This window comes from Leisingera sp. ANG-M6 (assembly GCF_000813905.1).
Taxonomy (GTDB): Bacteria; Pseudomonadota; Alphaproteobacteria; order Rhodobacterales; family Rhodobacteraceae; genus Leisingera.
The window spans coordinates 175,548-192,559 of sequence record NZ_JWLG01000005.1; the positions used below are offsets into that span (position 1 = coordinate 175,548).

Below are 17,012 nucleotides of genomic sequence, written 5' to 3' on the forward strand. Positions count from 1 at the left end.
AGAACGAGGGAAGGGCCCAGATGCTCTATTGGCTGACCGCTTTGTCGGATGGGGGGGATGTTTTCAACCTCTTCCGCTACATTACATTCCGCGCAGGCGGCGCCTTCATGACTGCGCTGATCTTTGGCTTCCTGTTCGGCAAGCCGCTGATCAACGTGCTGCGCAAGCGCCAGGGCAAAGGCCAGCCGATCCGCGATGACGGGCCGGAGGGGCATTTTTCCAAGGCTGGTACCCCGACCATGGGCGGCCTCCTGGTGGTCGGCGCGCTGCTGACGGCAACCCTGATGTGGGCGCGCTGGGACAATCCCTTTGTCTGGCTGGTGCTGTTTGTGACGCTGGCCTACGGCCTGATCGGCTTTGCCGATGATTACGCCAAGGTCTCCAAGCAGAACACCGCGGGTGTGCCGGGCAAGGTCCGGCTGGCGCTGGGGATCATGATTGCGGTAATAGCGGCAGTCTGGGCCGCGGCCTATCACCCGGCGCCCTTGCAGAACCATCTGGCGCTGCCGGTGTTCAAGGACACGCTGATCAATCTTGGGATTTTCTACGTGCCGTTCTCGATCTGCGTCATCGTCGGTGCTGCTAATGCGGTGAACCTGACAGATGGCCTGGACGGTCTGGCGATCATGCCGGTGATGATCGCGGCAGGCACCCTGGGCGTCATCGCCTATGCGGTGGGCCGCGTCGACTTCACCGAGTATCTGGACGTGCATTACGTGCCTGGCACCGGCGAGATCCTGATCTTCTGTGCCGCACTGTTCGGTGCCGGCCTTGGCTTCCTGTGGTACAACGCGCCGCCCGCGGCGGTGTTCATGGGCGACACCGGCTCGCTGGCCCTGGGCGGCGCGCTTGGCGCTATCGCCATTGCCACCAAGCACGAGCTGGTGCTGGCCATCGTCGGCGGGCTGTTCGTGGTCGAGGCGCTGTCGGTGATCATTCAGGTCCTGTACTTCAAGCGCACCGGACGGCGGGTGTTTCTGATGGCGCCGATCCATCACCACTATGAGAAGAAGGGCTGGGCCGAGCCGCAGATCGTGATCCGCTTCTGGATCATCTCGCTGATCCTGGCAATGATCGGTCTGGCGACGCTGAAGGTGCGGTAAGACACGCCGTTTTACCGCCGCGCCGTGTCCTTGACGGGGTGGTTTGAACTCTCTTTTCCATGGAACCGCCCGGGGCTGCTGCGTCGGGCGGTTTGTCTTTGAGGAAGAAGGCGGCGCCGCCGGAGGGGCGGAGCATCGGACAGCCCTTGCCAAGGGGCTGTGCCCGTCTATCGGCCTATGCGGGCCCGCCCTGCACCCAATGAAGAGGTGGTCTGAGGGGGCCGGTCTCCTGGTCTTCTTGTTGCAACGGTTCGAAGGTAACCCGGCGGAGTGAAGATGTGGTGAGGGCAGCGTACGCAGGGTACGCAACACCTTTCAAAAGCCTTCCGCCCGGCCGATAGGCCGGGCAGCGCCCGTCCCGCCCCCCACGGGGCGGGCGCTTCGCTTCCCACCCCGCCGGGCCGGGCGCCGCCCTCGGTGGTGGACGCGGGGTTTCAAACTCTATGCGATTTGGTGTCCGGTTCAATTAAGGCCGTAGACTGGATTGAAATGGAAGGTGCCAGGGACGTTTTGGCGCCTTCCCGGCACCGCTCTGCGCAGGCTGTGCAGGGGGGCTCGGAGCAACCGGATCAGAACACCGACCAGTCCATCTCGCGGGCCAGCAGCTCCATCGCTTCGGTGCCAAGTTTGGAGTTGCCGTTGTGGTCCAGCCCTGGCGACCAGACCGCGATGCTGGCTTTGCCCGGCACAATCGCCAGAATGCCGCCGCCGACCCCGCTCTTGGCGGGCAGGCCGACGCGGTAGGCAAACTCTCCCGACCCGTCGTAATGGCCGCAGGTCAGCATCAGCGCATTGAGCCGCCGCACCCTGCCTTGCGACACCAATGCCGGTTTCGCACCGCCGCCAATCAGGAAGCGGCCCGCCTTGGCCAGCTGCACCGTTGTCAGTTCGGTGGCGCATTGGTGGAAATAGGTGCCCAGCGTTTTCTCCGGCGTGTTCTTGAGGTTGCCGAAAGACGCCAGGAAATTGGCAAGGGCAAAGTTGCGGTGCCCGTGGCGGGTTTCCGAGCTGGCAACTGCCTTGTTGATGTGGATGTCCTCGTCCCCTGCGGCGGCGCGGAAGAAGGCCAGGATTTCCGCCAGTGCCTCTTTGGGGGCGCGGCCGGCCAGCAGCTCATCCGTGGTGACGATAGCGCCTGCGTTGACGAAGGGGTTGCGGGGGCGGCCGCGCTCATGCTCCAGCTGGACGATAGAATTGAAGGCGGTGCCCGAGGGCTCGCGCCCGACACGGCTCCACAGCTGATCTCCAGCGCGGCCAAGCGCGATGGCGAGCGTGAACACCTTGGTGATGCTTTGGGCGGAAAACCGGGTCAGCGCATCGCCCGCGTGGAACAGGCCGCCTTCGGCAGTGGCCACCGCGATGGCGAACTGGTTGGGGTCAACCTGCCCCAGTTCCGGAATATAGCTGGCGACGGCGCCGCGGTCGGTGCGGCCCTGCATCTCAGCACTGATCCGGTCGAGCAAAACCTGCATATCCGCAGCCACGGGGCGATCCTTCCTTCTTGATTTGCGCGGAATCTCCGGCATGGGCCGGGGCTTGTCAATCTGACGGCTCTGGCAAAGGCTGAGCGGATCGGATAGCGGTTCTGGCAATAGGTCTATGGGAGGGCAGGTGATGATCCCGGTCAAAGGATATGAGGGCGCGAAAGTTGCTGTGCTGGGTCTTGGACGCTCAGGCCTGACAACCGCACGGGCCCTGCGGGCAGGCGGTGCGGAGCCGCTGTGCTGGGACGACAACCCGGCAGCGCGGGAGGCGGCGGAGGCGGAAGGCTTCACCTGCCGCGACCTGCATAAAGCCGGTGCCTTTGATGACGTGGCGGCGCTGATCACGTCGCCCGGCATACCGCATCTCTATCCCAAGCCGAACCCTGTGATCCGCGCCGCGATGGAGGGTGGGGTGCCGGTGGACAATGACATCGGGTTGTTCTTCCGCTCCTTTGCCGATGCCGACTGGCAAATGCACGACCAGCCGCCGCGGGTGGTGGCTGTCACCGGCTCCAACGGCAAGTCGACCACGGTGGCGCTGCTGCACCACATCCTGCAAGAGGCGGGGCGAGAGAGCCAGCTGGCGGGCAATATCGGCCGCGGTGTGCTGGACATTGATCCGCCCGGTGAGGGTGGCGTGGTTGTGCTGGAGCTGTCGAGCTATCAAACAGAGCTGGCGCGCGCGCTGACCCCGGATGTGGCGGTGTTCACCAACCTGTCTCCTGACCATCTGGACCGGCACGGCGGCATGGGTGGCTACTTTGCTGCCAAACGCCGCCTGTTTGCCGAGGGCGGGCCGGACCGCGCCGTTATTGGCATCGACGAGGATGAGGGACTGTTCCTGGCAGGCCAGCTGTCGGAAGGAATGGGCGACGACCGGGTGATCCGCATTTCCGCCGCGCGCAAGCTGACCGGGCCGGGCTGGCAGGTCTTTGCCCGCAAAGGCTTCCTGAGCGAATACCGCAAGGGGCGGCAGGCGGCCTCGATCGACCTGCGGGAGATGATGGGCCTGCCGGGCGCGCATAACCACCAGAACGCCTGCGCGGCCTATGCAGCGGCGCGCACCCTGGGGCTGGCGCCGCGGCTGATCGGCGAGGCGATGGCCAGCTTCCCCGGCCTGCCGCACCGCAGCCAGACCATCGCTGAGGCGGATGGCGTCCGCTATGTGAATGACAGCAAGGCCACCAACCTGGACAGCGCTGTAAAGGCGCTGAGTGCCTTCAGGAACATCCGCTGGATCTGCGGCGGGCTGGAGAAGGACGGCGGGCTGGACGCCCTGAAGGGGCAGACCGGCAATGTTCAAAAGGCCTATGTGATTGGCCGCGAGGCGGCAGGGTTCGCGCTGCAGCTGGATGTGGAGGCCGAAGTCTGCACCACCATGGCCGCAGCGGTGGAGCGCGCCATGGCGGAGGCGCAGGCTGGCGATACGGTGCTGCTGGCGCCGGCCGCCGCAAGCTTTGACCAGTACGACAACTTCGAGCAGCGCGGCGATGATTTCGTGGCTGAGGTGAAGAAGCGGCTGGGATGAGCCGCAGGAGGAGACAGGCATGACTGCAGGCGCTGCGACCGGCAATGCCGTGATGCTGGCCTTTCAGGTCATACCGCGGCTGCGTGAGGGTAACAATTTCGAGGCGGTGGACGCGGCGATTGCCGTGGTGAAATCCGCAGGCGTGCCGTTTCAGGTGGGGGCGATGGAAACCACCATGAAGGGGGAGCTGGATCACCTGCTGGAGATCGTCAAAGCCGCGGAGAAAGCCTGCCTGGAGTTCGGTGCGGTGGAGGTGATCACCAATATCAAGATCCACACCACCACGCCCGAGGCGCATGACACCTTCTGCACCTATACCCGCGGTGTGACCCCGAACAACAAGGTGTTCATCGAAGAGTGAGCGAAGCGGCCGGCGGCAGGACGGCCTGGCTGATTTCCAGGGCTAGTCTCACAGGCCGGCTCATAGGCCGATGTCCCGCAGCAGATGCTCTGGCAGGTGGTTAAGCCGCCTGCGGGCCAGCTGCTGGCCGGCAGCCTGGCTGGCGGAGGCGTCCTCGCGCGGGTGCGAGACAAAAACTCTGCTGATAACGTGCCAGAGGCTCATCTGTGAAAGCATTTCAGACATGGGGTCAATCCTTGTTCTGTGTGAACAAGATGTGGCTGCTTGCCGCTTCAATGACCAATTGAATCTCAGCGGTTCTGGTATAAGCTGTCTTGATGGATCGACCTGTAAATCCCCTGCCGCCGCTGCCGGCGGTGCGCGTCTTTGAAGCCGCGGCCCGGCTGGGCAGTTTCAGCCGCGCGGCGGAGGAGCTTGCGATGACGCAGGCAGCGGTCAGCTATCAGATCAAGCTGCTGGAAGACCGGGCGGGCCAGCCCCTGTTCCGGCGCCTGCCGCGCGGGGTGGCGCCAACCGCGGCGGGAGAGGCCCTGCAGCGCCACGCCAGTGAGGCGCTGGACCTGTTGCGCCAAGGATGGGCGGATCTGCGCGGCGGGGGCGAGGAGCTGGTGATCAGCACCCTCACCAGTTTTGCCGCCTTCATTCTGGCGCCGCGGCTGGGGCAGTTTCAGGTCGCGCACCCTGGTATCACCACCCGGGTCGACGTCAACCCGCGCGTCGCGGACCTGCTGGCAGGGGAGGCCACCGTGGCGATCCGCGCCGGGCGCGGCAGCTGGCCGGGGCTGGCGGCGGATCTCTTGATCCGCGGCAGCTATACGCCGCTGCTGACGCCTGCGCTGATGGAGGCCTATGGCCCCATAGTGCAGCCAGCTGACTTGCTGCGGGTGCCGCGGGTGGATGCCGGGGACCCGGCCTGGGCCCTGTGGTTCCGCGCTGCCGGCGTGGCGCCGCCAAAGCCGGCCGAACAGCACAGCCTGGGAACCCAGATGCTGGAAGTGCAGGCGGCCCTTGCGGGACAGGGCGCCTGTCTGCTGACACCGGCCTATGCCCGCGGCCTGATTGCCAGCGGCGCGCTGGTGCAGCCGTTCGATCTGGTGACGGAGGATGATATCTCTGTCTGGCTGGTCTACCCGGAGGCACGCCGCGACGCGCCGGCCATTTCCGCTTTCCGCAGCTGGCTGCTGGCGGAGGTGGCGGAGCTGGCCGGGTAAAGTCTGGCAGGTGAGGGCGGAGGGCTTCAGGCCCACCCAAGCGGAAAATCCCCAAACAGCAGGCCGGAGGCTCAATCCCCGGCGGCGGGCGGGTGGGCCATTTCCTCCGACAGAATCCTGAAATAGCCGGGCAGGGCATCTTGCAGCTGCTGCCGCCCTGCCGCTGTCAGCGCGGCTTCCTTGGACCTCTTGTCGGTCTGGCTGGCCGCAAGGCTGATCAGCCCGTCCTGCTGCAAGGATTGCAGGGTGCGTGTCATGACCGGTTTTGACACATCTATGCGGCTGGCGATCTCATTTGGCGTCAGCGACTGGCGTTCAGGTTCCCGGTCAATAACGATCAGCACCAGAAAGCGCAGCTGCGACAGGCCATGCGCGGCAAAATAGGCATCGAGCCTGCGGATCAGCAGGCTGGCGCGGCGCATCATCAAGAGCGCGCTGGTGATATGTGCAGGATCGGCGCCGTAGGTTTCGGCGTAAGTGCCGACCATCTGCTGCGATGGCAGTTCCTTGAGGAAGAACATGAGGGTCAGGCCAGGGAAGTCATCTTGTGGATTTCCACCGGCTTGGCCAGCCAGGCTTCGTATTTTGCGAAGACCGGGGTGATGTAATCCGCCGCGTAATGCGCTGCCAGGGCGTCGTCGCTGGCCCATTCTTCGTCAAGGTAAAAGCAAGTGCCATCGCGGCCTTCGAGCAAGCGGAACTTCAGACAGCCGGCTTCAGCGCGGGTCGGCTCCAGAACATCCAGCAGGCTTTGCCGGACATCCTGCATGTGCTCGGGTTTCGGGGTGATCCTGGCGACGAGTTGAAAGGGGCTGGTCATCATAGGCTCCATTTATGTTATCATGGTAACTAAATGGGCGGTCCCGCGCCCAAAGTCAAGCCGGCTTCATCTGCCGGCGGCGATGGCAGTGCCCGCGGCATGGCCCGACGCCCAGGCCCATTGGAAGTTGTAGCCGCCGAGCCAGCCGGTCACATCCACTGCTTCGCCGATCGCATAAAGGCCGGGGACGGCTTTGGCTTCCATGGTCTTGGAGGACAGGCCATCGGTGCAGATGCCGCCCAAGGTGACTTCGGCGGTGCGGTAGCCCTCGGTGCCCGCGGGCAGCAGGCGCCAGCTTTGCAGCGCCTCGCAAAGGGCGGATAGCGCGGCGTCGGATTGGTCGGCGAGGCGGCCCTTGAGGTCCAGTTGCGGTTTTAGGAACTCCACCAGTTTGCCCGGCAGGTGGCGGGACAGCTCGGTGGTCAGGTCGCGGCGGCCCTCGGCCTGGCGCTGTTCGCGCAACAGGTCATAGAGCGGAGTTTCCGGGATCAGGTTCACGGTGATCTCCTCGCCCTCGCGCCAGTAGGAGGAGAGCTGCAGGACGGAAGGGCCGGAGAGGCCGCGGTGGGTGAACAGCAGGGCCTCGTCAAAGCTGGTGCGCGCATTGCTGAGGCGCGCGGGCAGGGAGATGCCGGCCAGCGGCTGGAAACGGCCGTCGGGGAAGGTGAAGGGCACCAGGCCGGCGCGGGTCTCGGTGACCTCGAGCCCGAACTGGCGGGCGAGGTCATAGGCAAGGCCGGTGGCGCCCATCTTGGGGATCGACTTGCCGCCAGTGGCCAGCACCAGGTTGCGGCAGATGACGGTATGGGGTTTGCCCTCGCGCAGGAGCTGGACACGGTAGCCGTCCGCGGTCTGCTCCACCGTCTCGACGGAAGTGTGAAGCCACAGGTCCGCGCCAGCCTGCGCCATCTCCTGCGTTAGCATGGCGATGATCTGTTTGGAGGAGCCGTCGCAGAACAGCTGGCCCAGGGTCTTCTCGTGCCAGGCGATGCGGTGGCGGTCCACCAGTTCAATGAAATCCCACTGGGTATAGCGCGCCAGCGCCGACTTGCAGAAATGCGGGTTGGCGGAGAGGTAGTTCTTGGCCTCCGCATACATGTTGGTGAAGTTGCAGCGGCCGCCGCCGGAAATGCGGATCTTCTCGCCCGGCGCTTTGGCGTGGTCGATCACCAAAGTGCTGCCGCCGGCGTGGGCCGCGCACATCATGCCAGCCGCGCCGGCGCCGAGAATCAGGGTGTTTATCCGCATGGCGCGCATCCACCACGGAACCGGCAGCGGCGCAAGAGGCAGGCCGGCGGGCGCGGTCCGGCGGATTGGCGCTGGCGCGCGGGCAGCTTCCTGCCTGTCAAGATGGCCCGCCGTGCGGGCGGTGGATTCTTGCCGAACTGTGTTCTTTTTCTGGCGCCGCGGCTCACGTTTCGTTACAGTTTCTGTGAGACCCCGAAAAATGGGGCGGAACGAGGCATATAGTGGCGGTATTCCCATGACTGAGATGGTCTATGGCGCGGTTCCCGTGCAGGCTGGTGAGCCGATTCTTCCCAAGTGGTGGCGGACGCTGGATAAATGGACGATGTCCTGCATCCTGATGCTGTTCGTGATCGGACTGCTGCTGGGGCTTGCCGCCTCAGTGCCGCTGGCAGAAAGGAACGGGTTCAGCAATTTCCACTATGTGCAGCGGCAGGCGGTTTTCGGCCTGACGGCGCTGATGGCGATGCTGATGACCTCAGTGATGTCGCCGGTGCTGGTGCGGCGGCTGGCGGTGGTCGGCTTTGCCGTGGCCTTTGTGGCGCTGGCCTTCCTGCCGATTTTCGGCACCGATTTCGGCAAGGGCGCGGTGCGCTGGTACTCGCTTGGCTTTGCCTCGCTGCAGCCGTCGGAGTTCCTGAAGCCCGGTTTCATCGTGGTCGCCGCCTGGATGATCGCCGCCAGCCAGCAGATCAACGGCCCGCCGGGCACGCTGATGTCCTTCGCGCTGTGCATGATGGTTGTGATGATGCTGGTTTTGCAGCCGGATTTCGGCCAGGCGAGCCTGATCCTGTTCGGCTGGGGCGTGATGTATTTCGTGGCGGGCGCGCCGATGCTGCTGCTTGTGTGCATGGCCGCCGTGGTCGTGATGGGCGGTGTTTTTGCCTACAACAGCTCTGAGCATTTTGCCCGCCGCATCGACGGCTTCCTGAACCCGGATGTCGATCCCACCACCCAGCTGGGCTATGCCACCAACGCTATCCGCGAGGGCGGGCTGTTCGGGGTCGGCGTCGGCGAGGGGCAGGTGAAATGGTCGCTGCCTGATGCCCATACCGACTTCATCGTTGCCGTCGCGGCAGAGGAATACGGGCTGGTGCTGGTGGCGGTGCTGATCGCGCTTTACGCCTCCATCGTGGTGCGGTCGCTGTTCCGGCTGATGCGCGAGCGCGATACTTTCATCCGCCTCGCGGGCACCGGCCTGGTGTGCATGTTCGGCGTGCAGGCGATGATCAACATGGGGGTTGCAGTGCGGCTCTTGCCCGCCAAAGGCATGACTTTGCCGTTTGTCAGCTATGGCGGATCTTCGCTGATTGCCACCGGGATCGCGGTGGGTATGCTCCTGGCCTTTACCCGGACACGCCCGCAGGGCGGGATTGCCGACTACCTGAACGGCCGCGGCCGCTGACGAGATAAGAAAAGAGACCAGCTGCGATGGCACAGAAAATGCTCTTGATGGCTGCCGGGGGAACCGGCGGCCATATGTTTCCTGCACAGGCGCTGGCCGAGATGATGCTGGCGCGCGGCTGGCGGGTGAAGCTGTCGACCGATGCGCGCGGCGCGCGCTACACCGCGTCCTTCCCCAGCGCGGTTGAAATCTCCCAGGTGTCCTCTGCCACCTTTGCCCGCGGCGGGCTGCTGGCCAAGGCGCTGGTGGCGCCGAAGATTGCCGGCGGCGTGCTGTCGATGGCGATGCAGATGCGCAGTGACCGCCCCGATGCGGTGATCGGCTTTGGCGGCTACCCGTCAATCCCGGCGCTGGGCGCGGCAACGCTGCTGAAGCTGCCGCGGATGATCCATGAGCAGAACGGCGTGCTGGGCCGCGTCAACCAGATCTTTGCCACCCGCGTCGCGGGCGTCGCCTGCGGCACCTGGCCGACCACGCTGCCTGAAGGTGTCGCGCATGAGCATGTGGGCAACCCGGTGCGCAGCGCGGTGAAGGAGCGGGCAGGGGCCGGCTATATTCCGCCGGGCGATTACCCGATGTCGCTTTTGGTGATGGGCGGCAGTCAGGGCGCGCGCATCCTCTCTGACGTGGTGCCTGCTGCCGTCGCGGCGCTGCCGGAGGGCATCCGCCAGCACCTGCGCGTGTCGCATCAGGCGCGCGAGGAGGACCTGGAACGGGTCAATGCGTTTTATGCAGAGCACGGCATAAATGCCGATGTGCAGACCTTTTTCACCGATGTGCCCGCCCGCATGTCGGAGGCGCAGCTGGTGATCTCGCGCTCCGGCGCGTCTTCGGTCGCCGACATCTCGATTATCGGGCGGCCCTCAATCTTGATCCCCTTTGCCGCCGCCGCAGGCGACCATCAGAGCGCCAACGCCCGCGGGCTGGTTGATGCCAATGCTGCCGTGATGATTCCCGAAAGCGCCCTTGATATCCCGGTGCTGGCAGAGCATATGGGCGCGATTCTGAGTAACCCGCAGGCTGCCACCCAGATGGCAACCGCTGCACTGAGCGCCGGGGTTCCCGATGCCGCCGAACGTCTGGCGGCACTGGTGGAGCAACTGGCCGAGGAAGGATAAACGTTATGAACCCTGCAACCAAACTGCCTGGTGATGTCGGCCCGATCCATTTCGTGGGTATCGGAGGCATCGGCATGTCGGGCATCGCCGAGGTGCTCTTGAACCTCGGCTACATGGTGCAGGGCTCGGACCTGAAATCCTCCAAAATCACTCAGCGGCTGGAGAAGCTGGGCGCGCGCATCTTCGTGGGCCAGCAGGCAGAGAACCTGGAAGAGGCCGCGGTTGTGGTGATCTCCTCCGCGATCAAGCCGGGCAACCCGGAGCTGGACGAGGCCCGCCTGCGCGGCCTGCCGGTGGTGCGCCGGGCCGACATGCTGGCGGAACTGATGCGGCTGAAGTCGAACGTCGCCATTGCTGGCACCCATGGCAAGACCACCACCACCACCATGATGGCAGAGCTGATGGTGGCCGGCGGCTTTGACCCGACCATTGTCAACGGCGGCATCATTCACGCCTATGGCTCAAATGCGCGGATGGGGCAGGGCGAATGGATGGTGGTCGAGGCGGATGAGAGCGACGGCTCCTTCAACCGGCTGCCTGCAACCATTGCCGTTGTCACCAATATCGACCCGGAGCATATGGAGCACTGGGGCGACTTTGACCGGCTTCGCGACGGCTTCCTGGAGTTTGTCTCCAACATCCCGTTTTACGGCGTTGCCGTCTGCTGCACCGACCATGCGGAAGTGCAGGCGCTGGTCGGCCGGATCTCTGACCGCCGGGTGGTGACCTATGGCTTCAACGCGCAGGCTGATGTGCGGGCGGTGAACCTGACCTACAAGGCAGGCGTTGCGCATTTCGACGTGGTGCTGCAGGCCGAGGACCGGGTGATCGAGGGCTGCACACTGCCGATGCCGGGGGACCACAATGTCTCCAACGCCTTGTCTGCCGTTGCAGTGGCGCGGCACTTGGGCATGAACAGCGTTGAAATCCGCGAGGCGCTGGCAGCCTTTGGCGGGGTGAATCGCCGCTTCACCAAGGTGGGCGAAGTGAACGGCGTCACCATCATCGACGACTACGGCCACCACCCGGTGGAGATCGCCGCGGTGCTGAAAGCGGCGCGCCAGGCCAGCGAGGGCCGGGTGATCGCGGTGCACCAGCCGCACCGCTACTCGCGCCTGTCCAACCTGTTCGACGATTTCTGCGCCTGCTTCAATGAGGCTGACGTGGTGGCAATTGCCGAAGTGTTCTCTGCCGGGGAGGGCCCGATCGAGGGCGCCAGCCGCGATGACCTGGTGGCAGGCCTGATCCGCCACGGCCACCGCCACGCCCGCGCCATCCTGAACGAGGAAGACCTGGAGCGCCTGGTGCGCGAGCAGGCGCGGCCCGGCGACATGGTTGTCTGCCTCGGCGCCGGCACCATCAGCACCTGGGCCAATGGCCTGCCGGAACGGCTGGGGCGCTAGGGGTATGACGCTGTCGCTGACCCTGGCCGCCGTCTGGGCGCTGGCTGCCAATGTGCTGGCGATGATCCCCAGCCGCGACAACCATTGGCGGCGCGCCTATGTGCTGATTGCGCTGGGCATTCCGCTGCTGGGCTATGTCACCTATGAGAACGGTCCCTGGTGGGGGCTGGTTGTTCTCTTGGCCGGGATGTCGGTGCTGCGCTGGCCGGTACTGTATTTCGGGCGCTGGGTCAGGCGCACGCTGGGAATGTAAACCTCCGCAAAAAGGCCGCCGTTGGGGAAAGCTTAACCTTTTCTTCCGGATGGCCTGATAATCAGACGGGAATACCCAGTGTACCCTGTTTGACGCCAGCGCGTTTCCGCTGGCGGTGGAGGCCTCTTTTGGCTGCTGTTACTGTAATCTGGCTGCTGTTCGGTGCCGTATGGCTGGCGGCGTTTTATAATCTTGCCCGGGCCAGGCAGGCGGCTGCGGCCATTGTTGCCTCAGTAATCTGGCTTATGGTGCTGGTCCTGCTGGCTGGCCTGCTGTTGTTTGCGGCGGAGACTGGCCGCCAAACCGTGTTATCCCTTTATTTCATCGGCCACCTGGTCTACGGACTGTGCTCGCTTGCAGGATGGAATTTGGGACGGAAACGGCGATGGCGGCGCAAGGTGAAATCATTCTTCCGGCGGTGCGTGGCCGCCTTACCGGACAGAAACCGCTTGCGGAGCTGACTTGGCTGCGGGTCGGCGGACCGGCGGAGCATCTGTTTCAGCCCGCGGATATTGATGACCTGGCGGATTTCCTGCGCCAGCTGGAGCCGGGCGTGCCGGTGTTTCCGATGGGGGTCGGCTCCAACCTGATCGTGCGCGACGGTGGTATGCGGGCGGTGGTGATCCGGCTGGGCCGCGGCTTCAACAGCATCGAAACTGAGGGTGATACGGTGACCGCGGGCGCTGCGGCGCTGGACGCGCATGTGGCGAAGAAAGCCGCGGATGCGGGAATCGACCTCACCTTCCTGCGCACCATTCCCGGTTCCATCGGCGGTGCGGTGCGGATGAACGCGGGCTGCTACGGCAGCTACACCGCAGATGTGTTTGTGTCGGCCACCATCGTCACCCGCCAGGGCGAGGTCCGCGAGATCAGCGCGGAAGAGCTGGCTTTCCAATACCGCCAGACGGCGTTCCCGGAGGGGGCAGTGCTGGTTTCCGCTACCCTGCGCGGCCCCAAGGGCGACCCGGAGGAGCTGCACGCCCGGATGGCGGCGCAATTGCAAAAGCGGGACGAAACCCAGCCGACAAGGGACCGTTCGGCCGGCTCCACCTTTCGCAACCCGGCGGGGTTCTCCTCTACTGGCCGCGCCGATGATGTGCATGACCTCAAGGCCTGGAAAGTGATCGACAACGCAGGCATGCGCGGCGCGCGGCGCGGCGGCGCGCAGATGAGCGAGAAGCATTCCAACTTCCTGATCAACACCGGTGGCGCAACTGCCGCAGATTTGGAAGGGCTGGGCGAAGATGTGCGGAAAAAGGTTTACGAAGATTCCGGCATCACGCTAGAGTGGGAAATCATGCGGATAGGTGATCCGCTTCCCGAATAACCGGAAATCTTGAGCGCCGGCAAAGGCTTCTGCAATGGCAGCTTGAGCAGGAACAGGGTCTGACACAGATCCGGGGAGCGGAAATCTTAACCGTGGTAAAGGCACTGTTAACACGCCGGTAAGATTTTGGGCGTTACGGTGCCGCTAAGGCGGCAAAGCACCGCCGGTTTCAGGGGCGCCGAGCCCCGCAATAATCAGCCGGGATCAGCCCGGCGCAAAATGATAAGGCGGGCCTGCAAGGGGTCCCAAGAAACAGGGGCAAAAAGCCCCGCGTATATTGAGGCGTTTTGTGGTGAGTAAGTCGAGCAGGGCACTCCCGAAAGTCGCGATGCTGATGGGCGGACCGTCAGCCGAACGCGAGGTATCGCTATCCAGCGGCCGTGAATGCGCGGCCGCGCTGCGCGGTGAGGGGTTCGAGGTTGTTGAGGTGGATGCGGGTGCTGACCTGCACGCGCGCCTGTTGGACATCAAACCGGATGTGGTGTTCAACGCGCTGCACGGGCGCTGGGGCGAGGATGGCTGCGTCCAGGGCGTGCTGGAATGGCTGCAGATCCCCTATACCCATTCCGGGGTGCTGGCCTCGGCGCTGGCAATGGACAAGCAGCGCTCCAAGGAGGTTTTCCGCACCGCCGGACTGCCGGTGGTCGATAGCGGCCTGTTTGCCAAGGATGACGTGAGCGCAGGCCACGTGATGGCGCCGCCCTATGTGGTGAAGCCCAACAACGAGGGCTCCAGCGTTGGCATTTATATCGTGCATGAGGCTACCAACGGCCCGCCGCAGCTGTCGGAGGAAATGCCCGCCGAGGTGATGGTTGAGACTTATGCCCCGGGGCGCGAGCTGACCACCACCGTGGTCGGGGACCGGGCGCTGACCGTCACCGATATTTTGACCGACGGCTGGTATGACTATGACGCCAAGTACAAGCCCGGCGGCTCGCGCCACGTGCTGCCCGCCGATGTGCCGCAGGAAATCTTCGACCTGTGCCTGGAATACGCCCTGAAGGCGCATGAGGTGCTGGGCTGCCGCGGTGTCAGCCGCACCGATTTCCGCTGGGATGAGGCGCGCGGCGCCAGCGGCCTTGTGCTGCTTGAAACAAACACTCAGCCCGGCATGACGCCGACCTCGCTGGCGCCGGAACAGGCGGCCCACTGCGGCATGACCTTTGGCCAGCTCTGCGCCTGGATGGTGGAGGATGCCTCATGCAACCGCTGAAGGACCGGTTCCGGCGCAGCGGTGGTGAGGGACGGTGCGATCCGGCGCCGTCGCGGCTGAAATACCGTTTGCAGCGCTGGATGCTGACGCCGGGCATCCGCTTTGGCCTGCGTTTCGGGGTGCCGTTCTGCCTGGTGTTTGCGGCGGGCAGCGCCTATCTGGCGGACGAGGCCCGGCGCGATACGCTGGTGGGGCTCTATAATGATGCCCGTGCCGCGATCCAGGAACGGCCGGAGTTCATGGTCAAAGTGATGGCGGTGGATGGTGCCGGCGCCAGTGTGGCGCGCGACATCCGCGAAGTGGTGCCGCTGGACTTCCCGGTCAGCTCCTTCGATCTGGACCTGGAGCAGATCCGCGACGTGATCACCGGGCTGGACCCGGTCAAGACTGCCAGCGTCAGGATCCGCCCCGGCGGCATCCTGCAGGTTGACGTGGAGGAGCGCGAGCCGGCGCTGATCTGGCGCAGCCGCGAGGGGCTGGCGCTGCTGGACGAGCAGGGCATTCACGTGGCCGAGCTGGGCCGCCGCAGCCTGCACCCGGATCTGCCGCTGATCGCGGGCAAGGGGGCGGCCAAGCATGCGGCGCAGGCGCTGCGGCTGTTTGCGGCGGCAAAACCGCTGGGGCCGCGGTTGCGCGGACTGGTGCGTGTCGGCGAACGGCGCTGGGACGTGGTGCTGGACCGCAAGCAGCGCATCATGCTGCCCGCGCAGAACCCGGTCCGGGCGCTGGAGCGGGTGCTGGCGGTCAGTGAAGTACAGGATTTGCTGGAACGCGATGTGGCAGCGGTGGATATGCGTCTGGCTGGACGCCCCACCGTGCGGATGACCGAAAACTCAGTGGAAAACTGGTGGCGGATCCGGCAGTTGAACGGGGGCGGGCAGTAACATGACAGATCTTTATCAATCGCAAAGGGCGATGCGGCAGATGCGCCGTCAGGCGATGCAGCGCGGAGTGGTGGCCATTCTGGACGTGGGTAGTTCCAAAATCGCCTGCCTGGTGCTGCGCTTCGACGGCACCGGGCGGCTGAGCGAGGACGGCTCCATCGGCGCCCTGGCCGGGCAGTCGGGGTTCCGGGTGATCGGCGCTGCAACAACGCGGTCGCGCGGCGTGCAGTTCGGCGAGATCAACGCCATGCAGGAGACCGAGCGTGCGATCCGCACTGCGGTGCAGGCGGCGCAGAAGATGGCAGAGGTGCGGGTTGATCACGTGATCGCCTGTTTCTCCGGCGCCAATCCGCGCTCTTACGGGCTGGATGCCAGGCTGGATCTTGAGGGGCAGGTGGTCTCCGAGCATGAGGTGGCGCAGGTGCTGGCCTCCTGCGAGGTGCCGGAATACGGGGCGGGGCGCGAGGTGCTGCATGCGCAGCCCGTGAACTTCGCGCTCGACAACCGCTCCGGCCTGGGCGATCCGCGCGGCCAGATGGGGCAGACGCTGGCGGTCGACATGCACATGCTGACGGTGGACGCCATAGCGGTGCAGAACCTGGTGCGCTGCATCCAGCGCTGCGACCTGGAGCTGGCGGGGATCGCCTCCTCGGCTTATGCCTCCGGCTTCTCGGCGCTGGTCGAGGATGAGCAGGAACTGGGCGCGGCCTGTATCGACATGGGCGGCGGCTCCACCTCGATCTCGATTTTCATGAAGAAGCATATGATCTATGCCGACGCGGTGCGTCTGGGTGGCGATCACATCACCAGTGACATCTCGATGGGGTTGGGGGTGCCGCTGGCCAATGCGGAGCGGATCAAGACCTTCAACGGCGGGGTGCATGCCACCGGCGCCGACGACCGGGAAATCATCGACATCGGCGGCGACACCGGCGACTGGGAGCACGACCGCCGTACCGTCAGCCGGGCAGAGCTGATCGGCATCATGCGCCCCCGCGTCGAGGAAATTCTGGAAGAGGTGCGGGCGCGGCTGGATGCAGCCGGGTTCGAATACCTGCCGAGCCAGCAGATCGTGCTGACCGGCGGCTCCAGCCAGATCATGGGGCTGGACGGGCTGGCAAGCCGCATCCTGGGCCAGCAGGTCCGCTTGGGCCGCCCGCTGCGCGTCCATGGCCTGCCGCAATCGGCAACCGGGCCGGGCTTTGCCTCTGCCGTCGGCCTGTGCCTGTTTGCCGCCCATCCGCAGGATGAATGGTGGGATTTCGAGATGCCCGCAGGCCGTCATCCGGCAGGCACCCTGGGCCGTGCCGTGCGCTGGTTCCGCGACAACTGGTAAAGCCGGGACGAAAGCCGCAAATCAATTCAGCCGGAACGGGCAAAGAGGGCGTGACAGCGCCCCGGTCACCCGTTAAGTTGTGCTTAACGTCCGCGGCAAACGCGGCGATTCAGCAGGCCGGGCAGTGGCCAGCCAAGTTTCGGAACCGACCTCCTCTGCAAAGCGATTTTGCGGCTGGAGAGGTTTTGTTGTGTGTGGCTTGTGCTCAATCCGCAATATCTGCTAGGGACGGCGAAATACCGCGGTTTTTGCCTTAGAATGAGGCCTTATTTTGTGGTTCGTCGTGCTTTTTAGGATGACGAAACACCCTCTCCGCGGTAG

The 17,012-nt window shown here is 64.9% G+C and carries 18 protein-coding genes; 13 read left to right on the forward strand and 5 right to left on the reverse strand.

Translation table 11 applies throughout. The features are described from left to right. Positions 1–20 precede the first annotated feature (20 nt). On the forward strand, positions 21–1,103 hold the full coding sequence (gene mraY / locus RA24_RS03330) for a phospho-N-acetylmuramoyl-pentapeptide-transferase (protein WP_019298306.1): 1,083 nt from the start codon (positions 21–23) through the stop codon (positions 1,101–1,103). A gap of 569 nt (positions 1,104–1,672) precedes the next feature. Here mraY and RA24_RS03335 read toward each other — a convergent pair. Then, on the reverse strand, positions 1,673–2,587 hold the full coding sequence (locus RA24_RS03335) for a glutaminase (RefSeq protein WP_039189748.1): 915 nt from the start codon (positions 2,585–2,587) through the stop codon (positions 1,673–1,675). A gap of 130 nt (positions 2,588–2,717) precedes the next feature. Here RA24_RS03335 and murD point away from each other — a divergent pair, with 130 nt between their 5' ends. Together murD and RA24_RS03345 are read left to right on the forward strand one after the other, a co-directional pair. Further along, positions 2,718–4,115 carry a UDP-N-acetylmuramoyl-L-alanine--D-glutamate ligase gene (murD, locus tag RA24_RS03340; protein ID WP_039189751.1) on the forward strand — a complete coding sequence of 466 codons (1,398 nt, stop codon included), beginning with the start codon at positions 2,718–2,720 and terminating at the stop codon, positions 4,113–4,115. 19 nt (positions 4,116–4,134) lie between these two features. Beyond that, positions 4,135–4,476 carry a thiamine-binding protein gene (locus RA24_RS03345; RefSeq protein WP_039189754.1) on the forward strand — a complete coding sequence of 114 codons (342 nt, stop codon included), beginning with the start codon at positions 4,135–4,137 and terminating at the stop codon, positions 4,474–4,476. A gap of 60 nt (positions 4,477–4,536) precedes the next feature. On the opposite strand, the gene RA24_RS22180 is transcribed toward RA24_RS03345, so the two are convergent. Further along, a complete protein-coding gene (locus RA24_RS22180) occupies positions 4,537–4,680 on the reverse strand; it encodes a DUF1127 domain-containing protein (protein ID WP_019298302.1) in 144 nt (47 codons plus the stop codon). A gap of 113 nt (positions 4,681–4,793) precedes the next feature. On the opposite strand from RA24_RS22180, the gene RA24_RS03350 reads away from it, so the two are divergent. Then, positions 4,794–5,687 (forward strand): LysR substrate-binding domain-containing protein, encoded by an 894-nt coding sequence (locus RA24_RS03350; protein WP_039152234.1) that lies wholly within the window; start codon positions 4,794–4,796, stop codon positions 5,685–5,687. A 71-nt stretch (positions 5,688–5,758) separates the two neighbouring features. On the opposite strand, the gene RA24_RS03355 is transcribed toward RA24_RS03350, so the two are convergent. From RA24_RS03355 to RA24_RS03365, 3 genes are all read right to left on the reverse strand, one after another. Beyond that, positions 5,759–6,208: a MarR family winged helix-turn-helix transcriptional regulator gene (locus RA24_RS03355; RefSeq protein WP_039189758.1), complete on the reverse strand. Its 450-nt coding sequence runs from the start codon at positions 6,206–6,208 to the stop codon at positions 5,759–5,761. Between the two features lie 5 nt (positions 6,209–6,213). Then, entirely contained in the window at positions 6,214–6,507 is a 294-nt protein-coding gene (locus RA24_RS03360) for a putative quinol monooxygenase (RefSeq protein WP_039189860.1), read from the reverse strand. A gap of 66 nt (positions 6,508–6,573) precedes the next feature. After that, entirely contained in the window at positions 6,574–7,755 is a 1,182-nt protein-coding gene (locus RA24_RS03365) for an NAD(P)/FAD-dependent oxidoreductase (protein WP_039189863.1), read from the reverse strand. 235 nt (positions 7,756–7,990) lie between these two features. Here RA24_RS03365 and ftsW point away from each other — a divergent pair, with 235 nt between their 5' ends. The 9 genes from ftsW (at position 7,991) to ftsA (ending at position 16,691) form a co-directional block, all read left to right on the forward strand. Next, entirely contained in the window at positions 7,991–9,157 is a 1,167-nt protein-coding gene (gene ftsW, locus RA24_RS03370) for a putative lipid II flippase FtsW (protein WP_029205045.1), read from the forward strand. A 26-nt stretch (positions 9,158–9,183) separates the two neighbouring features. Further along, entirely contained in the window at positions 9,184–10,275 is a 1,092-nt protein-coding gene (locus RA24_RS03375; protein ID WP_019298296.1) for a UDP-N-acetylglucosamine--N-acetylmuramyl-(pentapeptide) pyrophosphoryl-undecaprenol N-acetylglucosamine transferase, read from the forward strand. 5 nt (positions 10,276–10,280) lie between these two features. Then, the gene (murC, locus tag RA24_RS03380) at positions 10,281–11,678 is read left to right on the forward strand and encodes a UDP-N-acetylmuramate--L-alanine ligase (protein ID WP_039189761.1); all 1,398 of its coding nucleotides are present in this window, start codon (positions 10,281–10,283) and stop codon (positions 11,676–11,678) included. Positions 11,679–11,682: 4 nt separating this feature from the next. Further along, positions 11,683–11,931, forward strand: a complete 249-nt coding sequence (locus RA24_RS03385; protein WP_019298294.1) for a DUF2484 family protein — start codon at positions 11,683–11,685, stop codon at positions 11,929–11,931. Positions 11,932–12,059: 128 nt separating this feature from the next. After that, a complete protein-coding gene (locus RA24_RS22435) occupies positions 12,060–12,392 on the forward strand; it encodes a hypothetical protein (RefSeq protein WP_152614071.1) in 333 nt (110 codons plus the stop codon). Beyond that, positions 12,317–13,258 carry a UDP-N-acetylmuramate dehydrogenase gene (gene murB / locus RA24_RS03390; protein WP_039174800.1) on the forward strand — a complete coding sequence of 314 codons (942 nt, stop codon included), beginning with the start codon at positions 12,317–12,319 and terminating at the stop codon, positions 13,256–13,258. Before RA24_RS22435 ends, murB begins: the two co-directional genes overlap by 76 nt. A 328-nt stretch (positions 13,259–13,586) precedes the next feature. Beyond that, positions 13,587–14,471, forward strand: coding sequence for a D-alanine--D-alanine ligase (locus RA24_RS03395; RefSeq protein WP_241480892.1), 885 nt, complete (start codon positions 13,587–13,589; stop codon positions 14,469–14,471). Further along, positions 14,459–15,355 (forward strand): cell division protein FtsQ/DivIB, encoded by an 897-nt coding sequence (locus RA24_RS03400; RefSeq protein ID WP_019298291.1) that lies wholly within the window; start codon positions 14,459–14,461, stop codon positions 15,353–15,355. The genes RA24_RS03395 and RA24_RS03400 overlap by 13 nt, the downstream gene beginning before the upstream one ends. 1 nt (position 15,356) lies before the next feature. Beyond that, on the forward strand, positions 15,357–16,691 hold the full coding sequence (gene ftsA, locus RA24_RS03405) for a cell division protein FtsA (protein WP_039152224.1): 1,335 nt from the start codon (positions 15,357–15,359) through the stop codon (positions 16,689–16,691). Positions 16,692–17,012 lie beyond the last annotated feature (321 nt).

Bases quoted from the DNA above. Each gene is read 5' to 3' on its own strand.
- RA24_RS03385 (WP_019298294.1), top strand. From the start codon at position 11,683: ATGACGCTGTCGCTGACCCTGGCCGCCGTCTGGGCGCTGGCTGCCAAT.
- ftsW (WP_029205045.1), top strand. From the start codon at position 7,991: ATGACTGAGATGGTCTATGGCGCGGTTCCCGTGCAGGCTGGTGAGCCG.
- murD (WP_039189751.1), top strand. From the start codon at position 2,718: ATGATCCCGGTCAAAGGATATGAGGGCGCGAAAGTTGCTGTGCTGGGT.
- RA24_RS03375 (WP_019298296.1), top strand. From the start codon at position 9,184: ATGGCACAGAAAATGCTCTTGATGGCTGCCGGGGGAACCGGCGGCCAT.
- RA24_RS22180 (WP_019298302.1), bottom strand. From the start codon at position 4,680: ATGAGCCTCTGGCACGTTATCAGCAGAGTTTTTGTCTCGCACCCGCGC.
- ftsA (WP_039152224.1), top strand. From the start codon at position 15,357: ATGACAGATCTTTATCAATCGCAAAGGGCGATGCGGCAGATGCGCCGT.
- RA24_RS03365 (WP_039189863.1), bottom strand. From the start codon at position 7,755: ATGCGGATAAACACCCTGATTCTCGGCGCCGGCGCGGCTGGCATGATG.
- RA24_RS03400 (WP_019298291.1), top strand. From the start codon at position 14,459: ATGCAACCGCTGAAGGACCGGTTCCGGCGCAGCGGTGGTGAGGGACGG.
- RA24_RS03345 (WP_039189754.1), top strand. From the start codon at position 4,135: ATGACTGCAGGCGCTGCGACCGGCAATGCCGTGATGCTGGCCTTTCAG.
- mraY (WP_019298306.1), top strand. From the start codon at position 21: ATGCTCTATTGGCTGACCGCTTTGTCGGATGGGGGGGATGTTTTCAAC.
- murB (WP_039174800.1), top strand. From the start codon at position 12,317: ATGGCGGCGCAAGGTGAAATCATTCTTCCGGCGGTGCGTGGCCGCCTT.
- RA24_RS03395 (WP_241480892.1), top strand. From the start codon at position 13,587: ATGCTGATGGGCGGACCGTCAGCCGAACGCGAGGTATCGCTATCCAGC.
- RA24_RS03350 (WP_039152234.1), top strand. From the start codon at position 4,794: ATGGATCGACCTGTAAATCCCCTGCCGCCGCTGCCGGCGGTGCGCGTC.
- murC (WP_039189761.1), top strand. From the start codon at position 10,281: ATGAACCCTGCAACCAAACTGCCTGGTGATGTCGGCCCGATCCATTTC.
- RA24_RS03360 (WP_039189860.1), bottom strand. From the start codon at position 6,507: ATGACCAGCCCCTTTCAACTCGTCGCCAGGATCACCCCGAAACCCGAG.
- RA24_RS03355 (WP_039189758.1), bottom strand. From the start codon at position 6,208: ATGTTCTTCCTCAAGGAACTGCCATCGCAGCAGATGGTCGGCACTTAC.